The sequence below is a fragment of the Oceanobacillus sp. FSL K6-2867 genome (assembly GCF_037963145.1).
In the GTDB taxonomy this organism is placed as follows: domain Bacteria; phylum Bacillota; class Bacilli; order Bacillales; family Amphibacillaceae; genus Oceanobacillus.
The window spans coordinates 496923-517198 of the sequence record NZ_CP150144.1; the positions used below are offsets into that span (position 1 = coordinate 496923).

A 20276-nucleotide genomic window follows, 5' to 3' on the forward strand; every position below is an offset into this window, starting at 1 on the left:
CACCTCCTGTTATTAATTTGGCTTATCTAAAGAAAAATAACCAAAAAAGCATCTGCGAATTTTGCAGATGCTTTTTTCAGAATTCAGTTTATGGACGTTCAGGATCAGCGTCATCTATTGTTCCTTCTGTATATGTTGTTGGATTAACTTCTGTATCTTCAATATGATCCTCTGCTTTGCGTTTAATTTGTTGTTTTATAACCGTTTCATCCATCGTTTTATCAAATTTGCGCAAGTGTTTAGCAGCAAATTCTTTTCCACCTAGCCCAAATGCAAGCCCGAATGCCAGTGCGAGACCACCAAGAATAAGGATAAAGGCTGCATTTACAATCGCAGAAGCAATTCCTAATTGTGTTAATGCCATAAATCCTGCGAGTACAAGAATGGAATACTTCGCAAACATGGCCAGCAAATTAGCAGCTGGTCCATCAAGCAGATTAACGAGTACTTTTTGAACAATGTTCGCTAAGATAATCGCAACACCTAATATAAGAACTGCTGCAAGCACATTTGGCAAGTATGCTGTAATTGCTGCTGCAATCCCTACTAAGAAATGAAGCTCCATTAAATTCAATGCTTGAACCGTTAAGAAAAAGACGATTAAAATTTGGACAATATACCCTGCGATAGCAGAGGGTGTCATTCTGTTGTCAGAAATGCTTTTTCCACAGATATGCAGCTGGTTAGCTAATCGATTAAAGCCTAGGCGCTGTAAGTAGTCTTCCACGAATCCGCCAATGAGTTTTCCTAACCAGATGCCTACAAGAATCAGGACGATTGCCATCAATATACTTGGAACCATCGTCATTACAGTGTGGAGCATTGCAATTGCTGGATCTGTAATACCTTTTAGCTCTAATTGTTCCAACGCAGCTATTGCAATTGGAATCATAATTAAAATAAAGACAACATGGCCAGCAAATGCGGCAAAGCTTGTTCCTTCAAAAAGCTTGGAAAGCTTTAAGCGGCTCATCAGCTTCTCTGAACCAACTGCCTGCAAAAGATTTGTTACGATGTTTTTTACTATTTTCGCGACAAACCAGCCAACTGCGAAAATAATAGCAGCAGCAACTAATCTCGGAATAAATACAAGAATAGATGTCAGCAGCCCACTAAATGGCTCTGCAACCCCTGGTATATTCAACGCATCCAGCACACCTGGGATGAATAGTAATAAAATTAAATAAAAGACAATTTTTCCGAGCGTTTCTGTATATTTTTTAATTTCCGTTTCTGTTTTAGCAATTTTCAGCTTGAAAAATAAATGCTGCAAATTAAGCTTTTGACTGCCTTCCGCAATTAGCCATCTCGCAATACTTGCAATAATCCACGCAAATAAAAGTATTAAAGCTGCAGCTAACACTGCTGGAATTATGCTTAAGAAAGTAGAGACCAAATCAGATAACGGATTAGCAATCATATTCAAATTAAGCACATTAAAGAACAAAATAAATACGATTAAGAGAATTATGTAATATACGGTTTTTCCAATAACCTTCTCTGTATTTATTTCTTTATCACTCATGTGAAATTTTTGAATTAATTTATTACCCCAATCGGTTTTAGCAAATGCTTTTTCTACTGCATTTCCAATTGCTTTTGCAATAAGCCAGCCAATCAGCAATATAATAAGAGCTACAACAAAATTTTGTAACCCCTGCATAAAACTTGATGTAAAGTACTGATCCATAAAGTTATCCATAAAACAGATGCTCCCTTCAAGATTATAATAATATATACCATAAGGGAGCTGACACTAAACCTAATCTTTAGCAATTTAATGTATTAGCTTGTTACGCACCAATTTATTAGATGCATTTCTCGGTAATTCTTCTACAAAATAAAAATCTTTCGGTTGTTTATATTTGGCTAGACGCGTAAGAAGGTATGTTTTAATTTCTTCAACAGTTACTTCCATCTCTTTTACGATAAAAGCAATCGGAACCTGCCCCCACGTTTCATCCTCTCTTCCAACGACCCCAGCTTCTTTAATTTGTTTCATCCCGCTTAATACACCTTCAATTTCCGATGGGTAAATATTTTCGCCACCTGAAATAATTAGATCCTTTCTGCGGTCGACGACATATAAATAGCCTTGCTCATCAAGATAGCCTAAATCGCCTGTAGCAAGCCAGCCTTCCTGGATTGTTTTTTCATTTGCATTTTTGTTGTTATAGTATCCTTTTGTTACCATTGGACCTTTTACAAAAATCTCCCCAATTGAATCATCTGCTTGTCTTTCAATTTTCAGCTGAGCAGGAAATAATGGCTTCCCTGCAGAACCGAGCTTTTCCAAAGCATCCTTAGGACTCAGGGTAACGATTTGGGAAGCAGTTTCTGTCATGCCATAGGACTGGAAAACAGGCACATCCCTTTCTTTCGCTCGCTCTAATAAAGCTTTTGGCGCTGGACCACCACCAAGCAGCATACATCGTAATTCCTTTGGATAGCTTGCTTCGCCGAGCTCATCAAGAAGCCGCTGAACCATCATTGTAACGACAGAAGCAATCGTTACTTGTTTCTGCATTAATGCATGATGAACAGTCTTCACATCAAATTTTTCTAGCAGATAAATCGGCATGCCGTATATCACACTTTTTATTGAGGTTGATAGTCCACTCACATGAAAGATTGGCAGTGGGATTAACCATTTATCATGTTTGTTCAATCCAAGATTTAGAGCAGAACCCATTGCACTCCACCAATGATTTCCATAAGTATGTACAACACCCTTTGGAAAACCGGTAGTTCCTGAAGTATAAATAATCGTAAAAACAGCATCTAAATGAAGTTCGCTCTCCAGTACCGTATCCTTCTCTTGCAATACTTCAATATCGGTAAAGGAGCGGATTACATCAGAATGAAGCATGGAAGCTTGTTCTTTTAACAAATCTGCAGTTAAAAGAAAAGAGACGTTCGCATCTTCCAATTGATAATTTAATTCATCATTTGTTAGTCTTGTATTGAGGAGAACACCTACTGCCCCAAGATAGCTTAGGGCATGAATTGCGATCAGCATTGGAATCTGATTCACAGAAAGCATTCCAACATGGCTTCCTTTTCTAATGCCAAGCTGATTTAATTTCCGAGCAAAGCGCTGACTGCTTTCTTTTAAATCCCTAAATGTAATAATCGTACCGTCGTCCATTTCAATTGCAGGATGGTTTGGTGATAGATCTGCTTGTTTTGTTAACCAATGAGGAATCGTTTCTGACATTTTTTCATTCTCCTAACTACATTTCTACAGCATGTTTCCATCTTCAGATAAAGTGAAAAACCTTTGCCATAAAGAAGCAAAGGTTTTTTACCGTTAAATAAACACCGATCAAGGAAAACGTGGGAATTGCTTGAAGTTCGGCTTTCTTTTTTCTTTGAAAGCATCGCGACCTTCTTTTGCTTCATCTGTTGTGTAATAAAGTAATGTCGCATCTCCACCAAGCTGTTGCAAACCAGCAAGTCCGTCTGTATCTGCATTAAAGGATGCTTTCAAGAAACGCAATGCTGTTGGTGATTTTTCTAAAATTTCTTCACACCATTGCAATGTTTCTTCTTCTAGTTTTTCAAGTGGTACGACAGTGTTTACCATGCCCATTTCATATGCTTCCTCTGCATTATACTGACGACATAAGTACCAAATTTCACGAGCACGCTTATGTCCAACCATACGCGCAAGATAGCCCGCTCCATAGCCAGCATCGAAGCTCCCTACTTTCGGTCCAGTTTGACCGAAGATTGCATTATCAGCTGCGATTGTTAAATCACATACAACGTGCAATACATGTCCACCACCGATAGCATATCCTGAAACCATAGCAATTACTGGCTTTGGTATCGTACGAATTAAACGTTGTAAATCAAGCACGTTCAGGCGTGGAATCGTATCTGTTCCAACATACCCACCATGTCCTCGAACGGATTGGTCTCCACCAGAACAAAATGCTTTATCTCCCTCACCGGCTAAAACGATAACGCCAATATCAGAATCATCACGAGCATCGGAAAATGCATGAATCATTTCCTGCACGGTTAGTGGTGTAAATGCGTTACGCTTATGGGGACGATTAATCGTTACCTTTGCAACTCCATTATATTTTTCATAGATAATTTCTTCATAGTCTCTTACTTTTTCCCATTGCACTGTCATCTTAAATCCTCCTTGAAAATTACTGCTATAAGTGTTATCTCATCTTAATCTGTAACCGAATCGATAAACTCTCTTACTAGTTTACCAAAGATTTCTGGTTTTTCCACGTGAATTGCATGCCCTGCATGCTCACATACAATCATCTTACTTGATTTTAAAAGCGTGTGCATCTTTTTGTTCGTTGCAATAAATTTCGTATCAAGTGCACCAACAACCAGCTGTACCGGTCTTTCAAAGCTTTCCAGTTCACTCCACCACGATTCTTGAGTCCCTGTGCCCATTGCACGCAATGATTGCGCTAAGCCTTCAGCAGTATGTGAAACACGCTCGCGTCGAATACTTTCCTTCACTTTGGACGGAAGGCTCTTTTGAGAAGCAAATAATGGGATATCCTGCCAATAATCCACAAATGCTTGTACGCCATCCCTTTCAATTCGTTCCGCTAGCTTTTTATCGGCCTCAATTCGCAGCCGCCGCTCTGCTTCATTAGCTATGCCTGGTGAGGAACTCTCCAATATTAACGATTGAATCATTGCAGGGTAGTGTAATGCAAAGGATAATGCCGTCCGCCCCCCCATCGAATAACCAACCAAATGGATTTTTCCTAACCCAAGAAATTGAAATAACATATGTAGATCAGCACAGCACCTTTGCATGGTTGTTACATGGGAAGCTTTTGTCTTTCCATGCCCAGGTAGATCAATGACAATAATTTGATTGCCTGACCCGAACAAACTTTTCACATGCTGCCATGTCTTAGAGCTCCCAGTAAAACCGTGAAGCATGACAATCGGCACTCCTTCTCCATCTATTTCGTACCAATACTTGGCTTGACCAACCGTGTAATACAATTTACCCATCCCAATCCTGTAAGATTTCCTGTTCAATTGCATTCCATTTTTCTTGGTGCCATGTTACATTTTCTGTACGATCTGTTTTGATTTCAATAACAGAAAGTCCTTTATGAAGGTAACTCGCAGCAAGCAGCTCCTTCAAGTGATCCTCTGTCATTGCTTCAGCATATTGTCCACCGTACATTTCAATCGCTTTTTCAAATTTAATATCAACAGGAGTTCCAAATAACGCTTCAAAATGTCGCTTATCATTTGACTGTGGTAAAAATGAGAAGATACCACCACCATTATTGTTAACAAGTAAAATGGTTATATTTAGCTTGTAATGCTTCGCAGCAAGCAGTCCATTCATGTCATGGAAAAAAGAAAGATCGCCAATCAGGAGTGTTACTGTTTTTCCTGAAGCAGCCGCTCCAATGCCACTTGATACGACACCATCGATTCCATTTGCACCTCGGTTGGCAAGTATCTGTACCTGCTTCGATGTCGTCATAAAAAAGGTATCAACATCACGGATTGCCATGCTGTTTCCGACATAAAGCGTGCTTTCATCCGGAATAACTTCACAGAGCCCACGCACCACCTCTCCTTCTGTTACCTGAGGTTCTTTGCCGCTTAAAAGGTGCTTCTTTGAAATTTGATTCATTTCCTGCCAACGTCTTAACCAGCTTAACCCTACCTCATTTGCAGACGATGCAGACTGGATTGCACGGCACAGTGCTACGGGATCAGCAAAGATAAACTCCGTTCTATTTCCGGTTGGCTCCCGGTAACCACTGCTTCCCTCAACAATGTATTGTTTCACATGCGCATGTTCTTTTACATAAAATAGATATGCCTTTGAAACTGGCATTGCCCCAAATCGGATAATATAATCTGGTTCCAGCTCGCTGCGTATCGTTTTGTTTCGCAGAAAAGCATCATACGCCTCGATTACATGATCCTTCTCGTGACTGCCAGCGCGGACTTGGGATAACGGATCAGCTAAAACCGGGAGCTTCCATTTTAATGCTAGTTCCGTAATAGCTTTAGCAAATCGCTTATCCGTTTGAGGACCACAGACAATAAGTCCCTTTTTTCCATTTGTCAGCTTTTGAATAAGCTGCTCTATTTGCTGCTCAGTCAAACATTTCTCTCCATCGACAAATGAACTCACTGTTTGTATTTCACTTGGTGCACCATGATTCTCCCATATGTTTTCCAACGAAAAGTCAGGTGTGAGTGGTTCACGAAACGGGAAATTCAAATGAACTGGACCTGAGTTTCCTTCTTTTGCCATATACACAGCACGAGCCGCTTTATTACGTGCGTAACTGAGCATGTCTGGCGTAGCTTCAGGAAGTGCCATCTCATGAAACCATTTTGGGTAATCCCCGTAAAGCTTTAATTGTTCAATTGCTTGCGGAGCTCCGACATCGCGTAATTCATGCGGGCGATCTGCTGTTAAAACAATTAAAGGAACCCTGCTATAATAGGCCTCAACAATTGCTGGAAAATAATTCGCTGCTGCCGTCCCAGATGTACAAACAAGTGCAACTGGCCGGTCTAGCTGTTTCGCAATCCCCATTGCAAAGAATGCAGCAGACCGCTCATCAATAATGACCCATTCTTTGATTTCAGGGTGCTCTGTAAACGTTAATGCAAGCGGAGTAGAACGTGACCCTGGTGAGATTACAACATCGATTACTCCACTTTTTACAAATTCATCAACTATATTTGCGGTATAACGCGTCAATTTTTCAATATGATCCATTTACTTTTATCCTCCTAAAACGGTAAGCATAGGAAGAAGCTTAATTTTTGTTTCTTCGTACTCACTTTGTGGATCTGAATCCTTTACAACTCCACAGCCAGCAAAAAGCGATGCCTCATTCTTTTGGATCAGAGCAGAACGAATTGCAACTGCAAATTCTCCGTTATTATAGCTGTCCATCCAACCAATTGGTGCACCATACCAGCCACGGTCCAGTAATTCATGTTGCCTGATAAATGCAAGTGATTCTGCTTTCGGACTTCCGCCAAGCGCTGGAGTTGGATGCAGCTGCTTAACAATATCTAAAATCGTAAAGCCCTCCTTTAGCTGAGCCGTAACCGGAGTATACAGATGCTGTAAGTTTTTAAAAGGACGAACAACTGGTACATCTGGGATAGCTACCTCTGTACAGTAGTCTTTTATCGCATGCTTAATCATCTGCACAACAAAATCATGCTCCTGACGGTTTTTTTCATCATTCAGCAGCGCTTCACCAATTTTCATATCTTCTTCTTTGGTTTTGCCACGCGGTGCAGTACCTGCCAGACAAGTCGATAATAGCTTGTTTTTCTTCACTTTAACAAGTCTTTCTGGGGTTGCACCAACAAAGCAATCCTCACCAATTTCATATGCAAAAATATAACTATTTGGCTGTGTCTTTAATAAATTATTTAGAATGGAAGAAATTTCTGCTTGCCGATTGAATGTTAGTCGCAATTCACGAGCAAGTACGATTTTTTCAACGCTTTGTTTGCGAATCTCCTCTGTAGCCCTTCGAACAATGCTCATCCATTTTTCAGGATCCATTTCGCTTTCATTTTGAATATGCAGACCGTTATTAGGAATTGCATGCTCTGCAAGTAATTTTTGTTCAATCTGACTTAATTCTTCAGTTAGCTGTCTTGCATGATCGTTCTTTCTAACACATATATTTATCGTTAAATAGTAAGAACTATCATATTTGGTAAGTAAAAATTCAGGAACCCTAAATTGACCAGGTCGAAACTTTTTCCATAATTCAGTTTGCGTATTTATCGGATCAAAGGACAAACCACCAAGGGATACAATCCCAGTTCCTGGCACCTCATACGGATTATGGATATACGCTTCGTTTAACATTTTGTTCCACGCTGCTTCAATCACTTCAAAGCGGGATTCATCAGCCCCCATTTCAAATGCACTGCCCACACCGGTAAGCCAAAGCATCTGTGATGAGCTCGTCCAAAAAACACGATTTTCACGAATATGCTTCGCTGCTTCGAAAAACTGCAGCGGATCTGCCGACGTTATTTTTTTTGTAAAACTAACAAGTTTACGATCATTATCTGTCTGAAGCTGCCCGATTGCTTCCTTTAGCAATGATGCAAGCTGATCTTCTTTTATTTCAATCATTTATATAAACCTCCACAGTGACGCTTTAAAGGTGTCATCCTATCTATTTTATGCTATGATTGGCAGTTTCTCAAGGAAAGCCTCTAGATTTAGTTCGAAAAGTTGACATCCAGTAAGCCCTTGGTCTGCGGGTAGTAAAGCTTAACTCCATCCTTTTTTGCCAAAATGTGACACGATAGACAGCGAGAATAGATTGACACTACCCCTTTATTTGCCTAGAATTAAAATGATGTCTATTGATAATTTGCAGGGGGAACATTTTAATGCAATCTACAGAAAAAACAACAATTAAACAAGCTTTAAATGAACGTGAAGGTTTTCACGTCTGGTGGAGACTTTTGCGCCCACATACACTAACTGCCTCCTTTGTCCCAGTTTTTGTCGGAACGATGATCGCTTTTAATGAAGGTGCGATCGACTGGCTTTTATTTTTAGCAATGCTTATTGCGTCCTTACTCATACAAGCCGCAACAAATATGTTTAATGAATACTACGATTTTGTGCGCGGATTAGATAATGACAATTCTGTTGGTATTGGCGGTACAATTGTTCGTGATGGAATTGCACCGAAAAAAATACGCAATTTAGCTTTTACCTTTTATGCGATATCCATTCTAATCGGGATTTATATTTGCTTCGCCTCAAGCTGGTGGATTGCAGTTATTGGTTTAATATGTATGGCTTTCGGTTATTTATATACAGGAGGACCTATCCCAATATCCTATACACCATTCGGTGAATTATTTTCTGGTGTACTTATGGGAACGGTAATTATCGGAATTACCTATTTCATCCAAACTGGCACAGTATCATCTTCTATGATTTGGATTTCAATTCCCATTACGATTTTGATCGGAAGCATTAATTTTTCCAATAATATTCGTGATCGAGACGGCGATAAGCTTGGTGGCAGAAAAACCATTGCAGTTCTGGTCGGCAGAGAAAAGTCTATTACATTGCTTGCTGTATTAATGCTTGTGGCATATGGCATTACAGCATTGCTCATTATTATTGACATTTTACCATTGTGGTCATTATTAACATTTTTAAGTGGCTTTAAGGCACGTGAAGCTATACGTAATTTCCGCGGAAAACAGACAGCAATTGAAATGATGCCTGCAATGGCAGCTACTGCGAAAACAAACACCATTTATGGACTTTTACTTGGAATTTCACTGCTTCTTGCAGAACTCATCTAGCTTATGCCGGTATCATCACATCCATAGAAAGGAAGGGTGTATATGAGTAATCCACTTAGCAAAGAGAAATTAAGCTATTTTAAAAAAATGTTATTACAGCTTAAAAAAGAAACCATTGAAGAAATTCAAGCCGAAAATAATGCTGGTCCAAATGAATCCGTTCAAGAGTTGGCAAGTTATGATAATCACCCAGCAGACATGGGGACAGAGCAGTTCGAACAGCAGCGCGACGCCGGATTCGATTTAATGCGGAGAGACCGTCTTCAGGAAATAAATGATGCACTGGATCGGATTGAAGATGGAACATATGGAATTAGTGAAAAGTCAGGAAAACCGATTCCCGTTGAACGATTAGAGGCTGTGCCTACTGCACGGAATCTGGTCGAGGAAGAATAACTATCCCTTTAAAGGCAGACACAGTAAAAAGCTCAGAAAATTTTATTTCTGAGCCTTTTCCGTTTGCTGCTTTCATTTCTCCCCAAATTAACAAACAGGTCAACCGATGTATACACTCTCACATGTACCAGCTGCTGGCTCATAAAAACAATGGAGTTTAAACTGTCCAGAAAAAGGCTGGCCATACCATGTTGGTGGACATGGAGCATATGGATTGAAATACCAAAGTGCAAATTTTGCCGGATGGTCTCTCCAAAACCTTAAATTCTGTTCGGCTAATCTCCTTTCTGATTCTCTTGCTCGCTGATAAAACATATTCCCTTTTTGAACAGCTTCAAATGAATAATTTCCGCCTTGCACATGAAAAATAACATCTTCAACGTTTCGCAAATCAGCAAAATCCGTACAATCTGCTACAACACGGTTAACAATGACATTACCTACATAGAGCATCCCTTGCTTTCCTTCACCTTCAGCCTCTGCTCTCATCATCCTTGCCATTAAGTCAACGTCTGCATCCCGGTAAGCAATTCTTGCCATTTTACCACCTCTAGAATACAGTATGAAAGAATGCTTGTATTAATGTCATTGTTTAGAAAATGTTTTTAACAAACCATCCCAACGTATTTTATTAAAATATACTTTCAATTGCTTGTGATCCAATACTGTTAACATAATGATTGCTTTTTAGTGAATAATATAGATATTACACATTATATTTAGGAGGTTTAATATGCCACAGGAACAACAAGCTAATAAGACATTGCGTTCTAGTACAAAGCCAGGATTTGCCGGAACCGATGCTGAAAAAGTAAAACAAGAAATTCAAAAGGATTTAAACGAGGGACAAGGTGCAATGACGGCCCGCCAGGCGGGAGCAATGAGAGATTAAGGCTCGAGCATAGCTAATAAAAAAGCTAACCTCTTTGATAGAGATTAGCTTTTATTGTTTATATAAATTTTGCTTGCTGCTGTTTAATCCAGCTATGCATTTTTATAAATAATGGTACAAATAATAGTGCGACGATAATACCTTTTATGATGTTAAATGGCAGCACACCTGCTAGAACGGCGGTCCACTTTACTTGCATTGTCATTTCGCCCCATCCCATAAACCAACCATATGCAGGAAGAATGACAAAGTAATTTAATACACTCATTCCGACTGCCATAATTAATGTCCCTGTAACTAATCCAGAAACAACACTTTTAACACCTTTATATTTATGATACAGAATGGAAACCGGTCCAACAAACATAACTCCTGCAAGGAAGTTCGCTGCAACACCAATTGGATCTCCTGCACCTGAAACCGCTAAATAAAGTAAATTTTTCACTGCTACAACAACTACACCGGCAAGTGGTGAGAAAATAAGTGAAGCCATTAATGCTGGCACATCACTAAAATCAATTTTTAAATAAGGTGGTAAAAATGGCAGTGGGAAATTCAAGAAAAATAACAAAAGTGAAATTGTCCCTAGTAAAGCTAAAATAATAAGTTTTAATAAATTTGATGATTGCTTGCTATTGTTACGCATCATCTATTCCCCCTTCATCTCTTATCGATTCCATTCTCGTGATGAAGGATACTAGCCTAACTGACACAAAAACCCTAAAGCATAAAGGGGCTTTAGGGGTTAATTAATTGATAGTCAAATACGGCGCGAAATGCACCAAATCCGGCTCGATATCTTCTCCCATCCAGACTGTAACTGTCGGTCCTGGATTCGCACCAGGTCAACCACATAGCAATTAGCTTTGCAGTTCGCGGACTTAAAGCATCTCTGCTTATTACCGCCGGTCGGGAATTTCACCCTGCCCCGAAGATTGGAATCGATTATTTAATTGTTAAATTTATTATACACTATTTTTCTCTCAATGCAAGATAAAAACTCGTAATTAAATGAATGTCAAATTATAAGATATTTTATTATGTGAAACTTTATTGATGATTTGAATGCGTTGGTACCTTTGACGTTTGGACAAGCAACCATAGAAAAATGCAGGGACCAAAGCCCCCGCATTTTACTTATTCTGCATTAATAAATAACTTTCCTTCTGCTTGTTCGCGTGTTTCATTACCAAAAGCGTCTACTACTTTTACTTCTATGACTGCTCCTTCAGCAACAACACTGCTTGTTGCTGTCCAGTAGCCTTCATAATGTCCTTCAGCAGTTTCCATCATTGGAAGCTCTGTTGCATTTTTCGTTGTATTTGTTAGTGGCATATGGATAAAATATGTTGCTTTTAATCCTGGCTCACTATCAAATTCAAACTTCACGCTCTCACCAGCTTTGACATGGACATCTTCTGTCGGCGTTAGATTTTCAAGTTCAGGAGCTGTAAAGTCAACCGCAATTGGAACGGACTCAGTTGTTGTATTTCCAGCTGAATCTCCTGCTGCAACTTCGATTGTGTTTTCACCTTCATCAAGTAAAATTCGCTTCGAATAGCTTCCATCCTTAACCGACGCTTCCTGACCATTCACTTCAACAAATTCAAGATTTTCATCAGCTACCGTTCCTTCTACTGTTACACTTTCACGATTCACCTTATCGCCATCAGCCGGCGTATCAATTGTTAATTCAGGTGCTTCTGTATCCAAAGTTACGGTAATGGCTTCGGATTCTCCAACTTGGACATCATCAAGCAATGATACTGCTTGGAATTCATTTTCACCCTCCGTTAATTCTATCGGCAAAGCGAACGTACCGTCTTCACCAATTTCAGCAGTGCCTGCTTCTTCCCCATTATTCAGCAATTGAACGGTGGTTGTTTCAGAAGCAGTACCTTCCACTGTTAATTCGGGTTCATTTGTAATGAAATCTTCCTCTGGTGAGGTAATAACTGGGTTTTCTACACCATATGCTACACGCGCACGAATCATATAGTTTCCTTCTGCAGCAGGAGATGGTGACCATGCTCCGCCAACATATTGATAGCTGCGCTCTGCATTTGGTCCACTTTCATCGGTAGCAAGCCCTGGTACATTTGGATTTGCTCCAGTTTGAATATAAACCATATAGAAATCGCCATCAACCTGGATTGCATGTTCAGATAAATCAACTACTGTCCATTCATCCAGACTTCTAATTGCTTCAGCATCTACTGGTCCGGCTATTCTTTCACCTGGTGTTCCATCTGGTCCGCTGGCATCCCATACTTCAACTGCAAATTCTGTTCCACCTGGGCTTGGCCAATCCGTATCATGGAATTGGAATACACCTTCTGTAACAAGTGCAGTTTCTTGACCTTCAGGCAATGACATTTTCACACCCCAGCCATTTCCTGCATCATAAAAGGCACGGGCATTCTCTGCAGTTCCATCATCATAGCCAATTTCTCCACCTGGAACAGTATAAAATGGCTCTAGTTCTACATTGATTTCTGCATCTGATTCACTAAGGTCAACTTCAACTTCTTTTCCGTGATATCCAGCAGCTAAGACTTTTAACGTATAGGTGCCTTCATACGCAGCAAGTGTATAGCTGCCTGAACTGTCTGTTTCTACCGGAGCAATATTTGCATCCTCAACTATCAGAACGGTTGCCCCTTCCACTGCTTCTCCAGTGTTTTCATCCGTGATTGTACCGCTGACCGTGTGTTGATCAATTTCTTCCAAGGTAAAGTTTGCTGTGGCTGTATTGTCATTCTCAATTGTTACGGATTGTTCCTCCGAATGAAAACCATATGCTTCGGCAACCACTGTGAAATCACCAGCTCCATGAAGCAGTGAATAGTTTCCAGTTGCGGGATCGGTGTTGACTGTGCGCCCACTCTCAAGCACACTTACTTGTGCTCCTAATGGAAGCAATGTCGGATGAATCGATTCATCTTCAATCCCTGCACTTTTTTTCTTTGATTTTTTTGGTTTTATTTTATTCGGATTTACCTTTTCTTTTTTCAATGAATCTTTATCTGTTTTTGCCTTACCTGCCGCTTTTCCTTTAGCGGGAACAACTTCGAGTGATGCACTGCTGCTGTTTGATGTATCAGCTAATGTGACATCATCAATATACCAGCCGTCTCGCTGCACACTGCCATCCGTCGTAAGATTAAACGCAATATAGACACGATCGCCACTATATTCGGACAGATCAATTTCAGCAGCTTCCCACCCATCAGAAGTATTGGTAATACGTGCTAATTGTGTCCATTCTTCCTGATCAGTGGAAATAAATACATGTCCAAAATCCCAGTTATTTTCAATATTATACCATTGATTAAATTGAAGATAGGAATCTCCATCTGGCAAATCAATCGGCGGCATCATTAGTGTTCCATTTTCGTTATTGTTATAAGTTCCTTCTGGGTTCGTTGCATATACATACTCTCCAGAAGCAGCTTCTTCGGGTCCTGAAGACGGTACACCTCTTTCCCAGCTGCTATTGTCTCCAAAAGTCGTCCAGCCTGCTGGAGCTGTTTCAAAATCTGCAGCATAACCTACTGTAATTCCTGGCAAAACCGCTACCTCATAGTTATCACTTGTTACTTCGTTATTACCGAAGTCATTTATGACTATCTGATAGGTAAACGAATCACCAGTAATTGCTTCTCCGGGAATAGTCGCTGCATATTCTCCAGATTTATAGTCACCTGAGACACGACTCGCTTCTACAGATTCTCCATCACCATACACCACTTCAACTGATGCAACACTAATATTATCGGAAACATTAATTGCAAGATCTAAATTCATTCCTGCATATGTTTCACTTGGTCCCTCGTGTTCAAAAGTCGGTGCTTCTGTGTCTTCACCCTCTTTCGCAACTTGTCCTTCCAACGATCCAAGTCCAGTTACGACTGAGGACACAGCATCATACGCATTAACTAAACCATAGCCATACCCCATATTTGGTGAGTCTTGAAATGTGCCGTCAGTTAATGGTGTTGTGGTTTGCATTAGAATTTCTTCTAGCTCGTCCACTGACAAGCTCGTATCTGCCTGAATTAATAAAGCTGCGACTGCAGATACAGCCGGACCTGCCATCGAGGTTCCATTCCAGCCACCTTCATATCCACTGCCTGGAACAGTTGAACGTATATTAACACCAGGAGCAGAAATATCCGGTTTTATATCACCTTCATATGGTGAAGGACCTTGTAATGAAAAGTTTGCTAAAGCATCATTTACGTCTGTCGCTCCTGTTGCAAATGATTCAGGATAGTTTGCTGGCGTTGCAATTGATCCTGGACCACCAGGGTTAAATAATGTTGTATTCCCTGCAGAAAACTCTGGAAAAATTTCAGCAGCTCTCCAAGCAACAACCACATCACGATACCATTCATCAAGACCTGGTCCACCACCCCAAGAGTTATTGACAACATCAGGAGCCATACTTGCATCTCCGTTTGGAGCTAAAATCCATTCTGCTGCATCCAGTAAATCGACATCGGTTCCGCCTGCTGCCGTAAATGCTTTAACAGCAATCCACTGTGCACCTGGCGCAACACCTACCTGATTGGATCCATCTGGCTCACTGCCTACCATTGTTCCAGTTACATGTGTACCATGCCCTTCATCATCATAGGGAACTTCTTCATTTGCTGTAGCATCGTACCAGCTGTACGTATGGTCTGCATCACCCGTTGCAGCATTATAACCTCGATACTTATTCTGTAACCCAGGGTGATCCCACTGTACGCCCGTATCGATACTAGCTACAACAACACCACTTCCATCAAATCCCATATCCCAAACTGCTGGAGCACCAACACGCTCGACATTCCACTCCACGTTTGCAATTTCAGATTTAGGTGTCTCTGCATCCTTTGTAACGGTCGTATACAGCTCTCGCGTTTCATTTGGAAGGATTTTTTCTACTTCTGTAAATGTTGCTATTTTCTCTGCAACTTTCTTTGTCGCTGTAACTGCTATTCCATTAACAATATGATACGTCTTAATATTCTCTGCGTTACCATTCTCTATTTCCTGCTCTAGATAAGCTTTTACATTTTGCTGTGAACTGAGTGCAGTTGCTTTCAACTCAGAAATCACTGCTGATCGGCTAATGTGCTCTACTTTCTGTGCAGATAGATTTGCTTTCGCAGCAGTAGATTTCGCTTCGGAAGCAGCTTTTTCTACTTCTGCCGTTTCATTGAATTTCACAAGAAACGTCTGTTTTTCATCATCTTTAAATCCTGTTAACAGCCGTTCACTTACCTTTGCTTCTGCAACCTTATTGGAATCATTTAGCGAATAATGCGGTTTGCTTTGTGACTCAGCTAAAGTCACACCAGGTGCAATTAAAGAAAATGCCATTAAAAAAGTTGCTGCAATACTGAAAGTCTTTATCTGCCGCTTTTTCTTTGTTCTCAAAACTTTTCCTCCTCTCCATTTTCGAACAATCCACTTGCATAAGCTTTCAAAAAATCATCTGCCCTCCTTTACAAAAAAACTTGTCGATCCCCTTCAATTTCCGATGATTGTAGAATCTCGTTGTTAATGTCAGTATAGTAGATAGATAGAATGATTTTTGTCGATTATTGTCAATATTAATCCAAATTTTCACAATTGAATAATTAGTACCAATTTTTCCTAATTCATGTCAATTACAATACACTCTATTTTTATCACTTAGCTAAGTAAGCCTTTAATATAAAAGGTTTTTCAAAGAAAAGATTGTCTTATTAGACACGTTTTTATATGAAAAATAAATCTAATTTACTATGTATTAGGAGAAAAATAAAATATTTTTTTCGATAAAGCGGAAAACAGGGACCATACGCTAGATAAAAAGACGTGATAAGGGGTATATTGGAATAGCTATTTAATAATGTGTAGGACTTTTTAAACCCAAGCAAAAAAAAAGGCGGCAGCCCCTTATATTGAGGGTGCCGGACCTATTATAGACAGCTGTATTTTTTACTTTCAGCTAAAATTCAACCTTCTAATGGATTTAGACTCTCTTCTCCCGTCATATCAGCAATCATTGTTACAATTAATTCAATTTCCTGTTCAATGTCCTGTATACTCGCTGTTTCAACAGGGGAATGCATGTACCTCAATGGCAGTGACACTAAGGAAATTGGTACACCTTTACCGGTAAGTCGCATTTTATCTGCATCTGTTCCTGTCATGCGTGGTGTTAACTCATACTGCACATCCATATTTAATTTCTTCGCTGTTTTTTCCAGCAGCCGATTAATCTTAATGTTAATTGGTGCCCCTTTTGCAAAAACAGGTCCTCCCCCTAATGTTACATCTCCGTGCTTATTTTTATTAACACCAGGATAATCTGTTGCAAATGTCACATCACAGGCAATTGCCATTGTCGGTTCAATGCCAGCAGCAGCAAAATATGCACCACCCATATTCGTTTCTTCATTTACCGTGCTTGCCGCGTAAACGCCAACGTTAATGTTTTTTTCGGAAAGCTGTCTCATAACTTCTGCAACAATAAATGCACCAGTTCGATTATCCAAGCCGCGTCCAGCAATATAGCGATCCATTAAAATCTCTGGTTCTGTTTTATATACACAGAGATCTCCGATTTGTACGGACTTTGCGGCTTCTTCTTTAGACTTATAGCCACAATCAATAAACAAATCCGATAGTTCAAAGTCATTTTTCAATCCGCCATGATGCTGTGCATTCACACCGATAACACCTGTAACGTTACCTTTATACCCAAGTACAGTTACACGCATGCCGACTGCTGCCTTTGGATTAATACCGCCCATTTTATCAAAATGCAAATAACCATTCTCGTCAATCCGGTTAACAACAAGCGCAATCTCATCACAATGGCCTGCAAGCAAAATTTTAAAAGGTGCATCTGGATTTAATACACCAATAGCATTTCCAGCGTTATCAGTAAGTATTTCATCGGCAAAATCCTTCACATAGTTTATCCATTTCTTCTGAATCTCCATTTCCATACTTGATGGAGATGGTGTGTTTAATAATTCCATTAAAAATTGCTGATTTATTTGTGTCATCCTTACTTCCTCCTCAGGCTATTCATCCAATTAATTTCCATGATAGCAAAATTTTAACTAAAGAGCACATTTGTTTACGTAACTCCATTTTAGCCTTACAATTTAACTCAATACGTATTCGTTAAAAAAGTTTCAAGCGGTGGATAAAAAGTACTGAGGCCGGCTAATTGTGCAGAATCCCAGTATTGCAATAACTCGCCATTTGAAAGCCGACACAAACATGCCCTGTGGGTCGAAGGTAGTGTTGCTACCCTTATCAGAATAGCATTTGACATTTAGGTAGTCAGTCAGAGGTTCTGTAGTTTATGCGTCATTTTTATTTGACTTTTTGAACAACATTTATAAGGAGTGATTTCGAATGCATCTAAATCAATGGTTTGAAAAAGGTATGAATCCAGACGCTTATATTGAATCAATGGAAAAAAACAAAGAAGATTTGCTGCATATTTATGACCATTTTTCCTTACCTGCTGATGACGCATTTTTTAATAAAATTCATGAAAAAAACCTGCGCGTCATTGTTTTGACAGAGGATTGGTGTGGTGACGCCATGCTGAATATCCCGATTTTATTAAAGCTATCCGAAGCTGCAAACATGCAGGTTCAGATGCTCTTGCGTGATCAAAATTTAGAATTAATGGATCAATATTTAACAAACGGCAAAGCACGCTCTATTCCTATTTTTATATTTATGAATGAAAATGGAGAAGAAATCGCAAAATGGGGCCCGCGTGCCGAAGAGCTCCAACAATTTGTCGACCATTCTCGAGCTTCTCTGCCACCGCAGGATGCAGAAGATTACGATGAAAAGGCTAAGGAAATGTATCTGTTTATATCAAAGTCATACCGTGATAATCATGACTTTTGGATTGCCGTGTATAACAGTTTAAAGAAAGCCTTAAAAAACACATAGACTCTAATGGGGCGAGTACAGACGAAGTATAAATATCGTCTGTACTTGTTTTTTACCTATGTTGAATAACACTACCCTCTTAGCTCATACTAAACTGTAAATCCATTTCGCTTTTAGGTGATGCTATGAGTATTCGCTTTATTAAATATATATATTTTCGTTTACCGACTGCTGTTAAGCTGCTGATTACTGTTTTTTTACTAATGACTTTCTTCGGAACTGTGATTCATTTATTTGAACCATCACAATTCCCCACAATATTTGATGGCATTTGGTGGGCTTTTGTTACAGGCGCAACAGTCGGCTACGGTGATTATATCCCCCTAACCCCAGCCGGTAGAATCATTGCCATACTATTGATTCTGACTGGTGGCGGTTTGATCGCCTTTTATATTACTTCTTTATCTAGTGCAACGGTCAAACATGAGCAGGATCTTGAAAGTGGAAGACTTCCATTCAAAGGGAGCAATCACTTCATCTTTATCGGTTGGAATGAGCGCACCAAACAATTAATTCATATCGCCTCTAAAAACTACCCAGCAACACGAATCGTTCTCATTGACCGAACACTGCGCCAGCTAACCTTCCAGGAATATCCTGTCCATTTTATTCATGGAGATGCAAGCGAAGACGCAATATTAGAGAAGGCTAATATTAAATATGCTGCCTGCGTTCTAATTACTTCAGAATTAAATAAAAGCGAACGACAAGCAGACAATTATACGATCCTGTCAACAATTGCAATCCGTGGCAATAATAATCAGATACCAATCGTTGCCGAAATTTTGTCCAAGATACAAATTGAAAATGCTTTACGAGCTGGTGCAACAACTATTATCCGCTCAAATGAGTTTATGAGTGGTTTGTTTTTTCATGAGTTAAGCCATGCAAAAACCGCTACTCCTTTTGAGGATATCATACAGCTGTTGACACAACAGCAATTTGCTCATTTACAGCTGCCTAGTGAATTGGATGGAAAATCTTTCTTGCATGTTTCCAATCAGCTATTACAGCAAGGTTATTTGACACTTGGATATATTCGAGATGAAAAATATTATATACATCCTAACGCAAACCACACTTTACTGGGAAATGACATATTAATCTCTATCACATGCTGGTAACAGCTTCTATCATTTTTTAAGTATTTTTTTGCTAGAATTAATAATTTGTGCTATAATCGTATATTGTGTAAAAAGAAACGAATTTATATATAGGAGTTGTTCAGCATGACAAGCAAATTTGAAGCTGGTCAAATTATAGACGGAAAAGTTACAGGTATACAGCCATATGGAGCATTTGTTGCTTTAGATGAAGAGAATCAAGGGTTAGTCCACATTTCAGAAATCACACATGGTTATGTAAAAGATATCAATGAGCATTTAACTGTTGGTGATGATGTAAAAGTTAAAGTAATGAACGTGGACGAAGCGAATAACAAAGTATCCCTTTCTATCCGTGCTACAGAAGAAGCACCTAAAAAGCAGCCTGCGAAAGAGAAAAAAGCACAACCTACTTTCCAACAAGACAATGATTCAGCAGGATTCAACACACTTAAAGAAAAGCTTCAAGAGTGGATTGATCAATCAGCAAAGAAATAAAAAACTTTTAGCATACACAGCAAAGTCCTATACTTTCGTTGTGTATGTTTTTTTATAGTCATATTCAGGTTGCATCATTCTTG

16 protein-coding genes and 1 riboswitch are annotated in these 20276 nt (G+C 39.5%); of the genes, 6 read left to right on the plus strand and 10 right to left on the minus strand.

Annotated features, from left to right (window positions below; genetic code table 11):
- Positions 1–88 precede the first annotated feature (88 nt).
- The 6 genes from NSQ77_RS02270 to NSQ77_RS02295 form a co-directional block, all read right to left on the minus strand.
- Positions 89–1702: a mechanosensitive ion channel gene (locus NSQ77_RS02270; RefSeq protein ID WP_339228604.1), complete on the minus strand. Its 1614-nt coding sequence runs from the start codon at positions 1700–1702 to the stop codon at positions 89–91.
- A gap of 75 nt (positions 1703–1777) precedes the next feature.
- On the minus strand, positions 1778–3217 hold the full coding sequence (locus NSQ77_RS02275) for an o-succinylbenzoate--CoA ligase (protein WP_339228605.1): 1440 nt from the start codon (positions 3215–3217) through the stop codon (positions 1778–1780).
- A gap of 108 nt (positions 3218–3325) precedes the next feature.
- Positions 3326–4144 (minus strand): 1,4-dihydroxy-2-naphthoyl-CoA synthase, encoded by an 819-nt coding sequence (gene menB / locus NSQ77_RS02280; protein ID WP_339228606.1) that lies wholly within the window; start codon positions 4142–4144, stop codon positions 3326–3328.
- A gap of 44 nt (positions 4145–4188) precedes the next feature.
- Entirely contained in the window at positions 4189–5004 is an 816-nt protein-coding gene (menH, locus tag NSQ77_RS02285) for a 2-succinyl-6-hydroxy-2,4-cyclohexadiene-1-carboxylate synthase (RefSeq protein WP_339228607.1), read from the minus strand.
- Positions 4997–6751 (minus strand): 2-succinyl-5-enolpyruvyl-6-hydroxy-3-cyclohexene-1-carboxylic-acid synthase, encoded by a 1755-nt coding sequence (gene menD, locus NSQ77_RS02290; protein WP_339228609.1) that lies wholly within the window; start codon positions 6749–6751, stop codon positions 4997–4999. Before menD ends, menH begins: the two co-directional genes overlap by 8 nt.
- 6 nt (positions 6752–6757) lie before the next feature.
- Positions 6758–8143, minus strand: a complete 1386-nt coding sequence (locus NSQ77_RS02295; RefSeq protein WP_339228611.1) for an isochorismate synthase — start codon at positions 8141–8143, stop codon at positions 6758–6760.
- A 263-nt stretch (positions 8144–8406) separates the two neighbouring features.
- Here NSQ77_RS02295 and NSQ77_RS02300 point away from each other — a divergent pair, with 263 nt between their 5' ends.
- Positions 8407–9342 (plus strand): 1,4-dihydroxy-2-naphthoate polyprenyltransferase, encoded by a 936-nt coding sequence (locus NSQ77_RS02300; RefSeq protein WP_339228612.1) that lies wholly within the window; start codon positions 8407–8409, stop codon positions 9340–9342.
- 42 nt (positions 9343–9384) lie between these two features.
- Complete coding sequence (locus NSQ77_RS02305) at positions 9385–9738, plus strand: hypothetical protein (RefSeq protein WP_339228613.1); 354 nt, start codon at positions 9385–9387, stop codon at positions 9736–9738.
- A 99-nt stretch (positions 9739–9837) separates the two neighbouring features.
- On the opposite strand, the gene NSQ77_RS02310 is transcribed toward NSQ77_RS02305, so the two are convergent.
- Positions 9838–10278 (minus strand): cell wall hydrolase, encoded by a 441-nt coding sequence (locus NSQ77_RS02310; protein ID WP_339228614.1) that lies wholly within the window; start codon positions 10276–10278, stop codon positions 9838–9840.
- A 193-nt stretch (positions 10279–10471) separates the two neighbouring features.
- Between NSQ77_RS02310 and NSQ77_RS02315 the strand changes: the two genes are divergently transcribed.
- Positions 10472–10630, plus strand: a complete 159-nt coding sequence (locus NSQ77_RS02315) for a hypothetical protein (protein WP_339228615.1) — start codon at positions 10472–10474, stop codon at positions 10628–10630.
- A 58-nt stretch (positions 10631–10688) separates the two neighbouring features.
- Here the strand turns inward: NSQ77_RS02315 and NSQ77_RS02320 are convergent, their stop codons facing one another.
- From NSQ77_RS02320 to NSQ77_RS02330, 3 genes are all read right to left on the minus strand, one after another.
- Positions 10689–11276 (minus strand): ECF transporter S component, encoded by a 588-nt coding sequence (locus NSQ77_RS02320; RefSeq protein WP_339228617.1) that lies wholly within the window; start codon positions 11274–11276, stop codon positions 10689–10691.
- 147 nt (positions 11277–11423) lie between these two features.
- A riboswitch (FMN riboswitch) is annotated at positions 11424–11570 on the minus strand.
- 197 nt (positions 11571–11767) lie between these two features.
- A complete protein-coding gene (locus NSQ77_RS02325; protein ID WP_339228618.1) occupies positions 11768–16057 on the minus strand; it encodes a S8 family serine peptidase in 4290 nt (1429 codons plus the stop codon).
- Between the two features lie 563 nt (positions 16058–16620).
- Positions 16621–17679: a M20/M25/M40 family metallo-hydrolase gene (locus tag NSQ77_RS02330; RefSeq protein WP_339228619.1), complete on the minus strand. Its 1059-nt coding sequence runs from the start codon at positions 17677–17679 to the stop codon at positions 16621–16623.
- 358 nt (positions 17680–18037) lie between these two features.
- On the opposite strand from NSQ77_RS02330, the gene NSQ77_RS02335 reads away from it, so the two are divergent.
- The 3 genes from NSQ77_RS02335 to yugI all read left to right on the plus strand — a co-directional run bounded on the left by NSQ77_RS02335 (position 18038) and on the right by yugI (position 20193).
- Complete coding sequence (locus tag NSQ77_RS02335; RefSeq protein ID WP_339228620.1) at positions 18038–18592, plus strand: thioredoxin family protein; 555 nt, start codon at positions 18038–18040, stop codon at positions 18590–18592.
- A 125-nt stretch (positions 18593–18717) separates the two neighbouring features.
- On the plus strand, positions 18718–19716 hold the full coding sequence (locus NSQ77_RS02340) for a potassium channel family protein (protein WP_339228622.1): 999 nt from the start codon (positions 18718–18720) through the stop codon (positions 19714–19716).
- A 105-nt stretch (positions 19717–19821) separates the two neighbouring features.
- Positions 19822–20193, plus strand: coding sequence for a S1 domain-containing post-transcriptional regulator GSP13 (gene yugI, locus NSQ77_RS02345; protein WP_339228623.1), 372 nt, complete (start codon positions 19822–19824; stop codon positions 20191–20193).
- Positions 20194–20276: the final 83 nt, after the last annotated feature.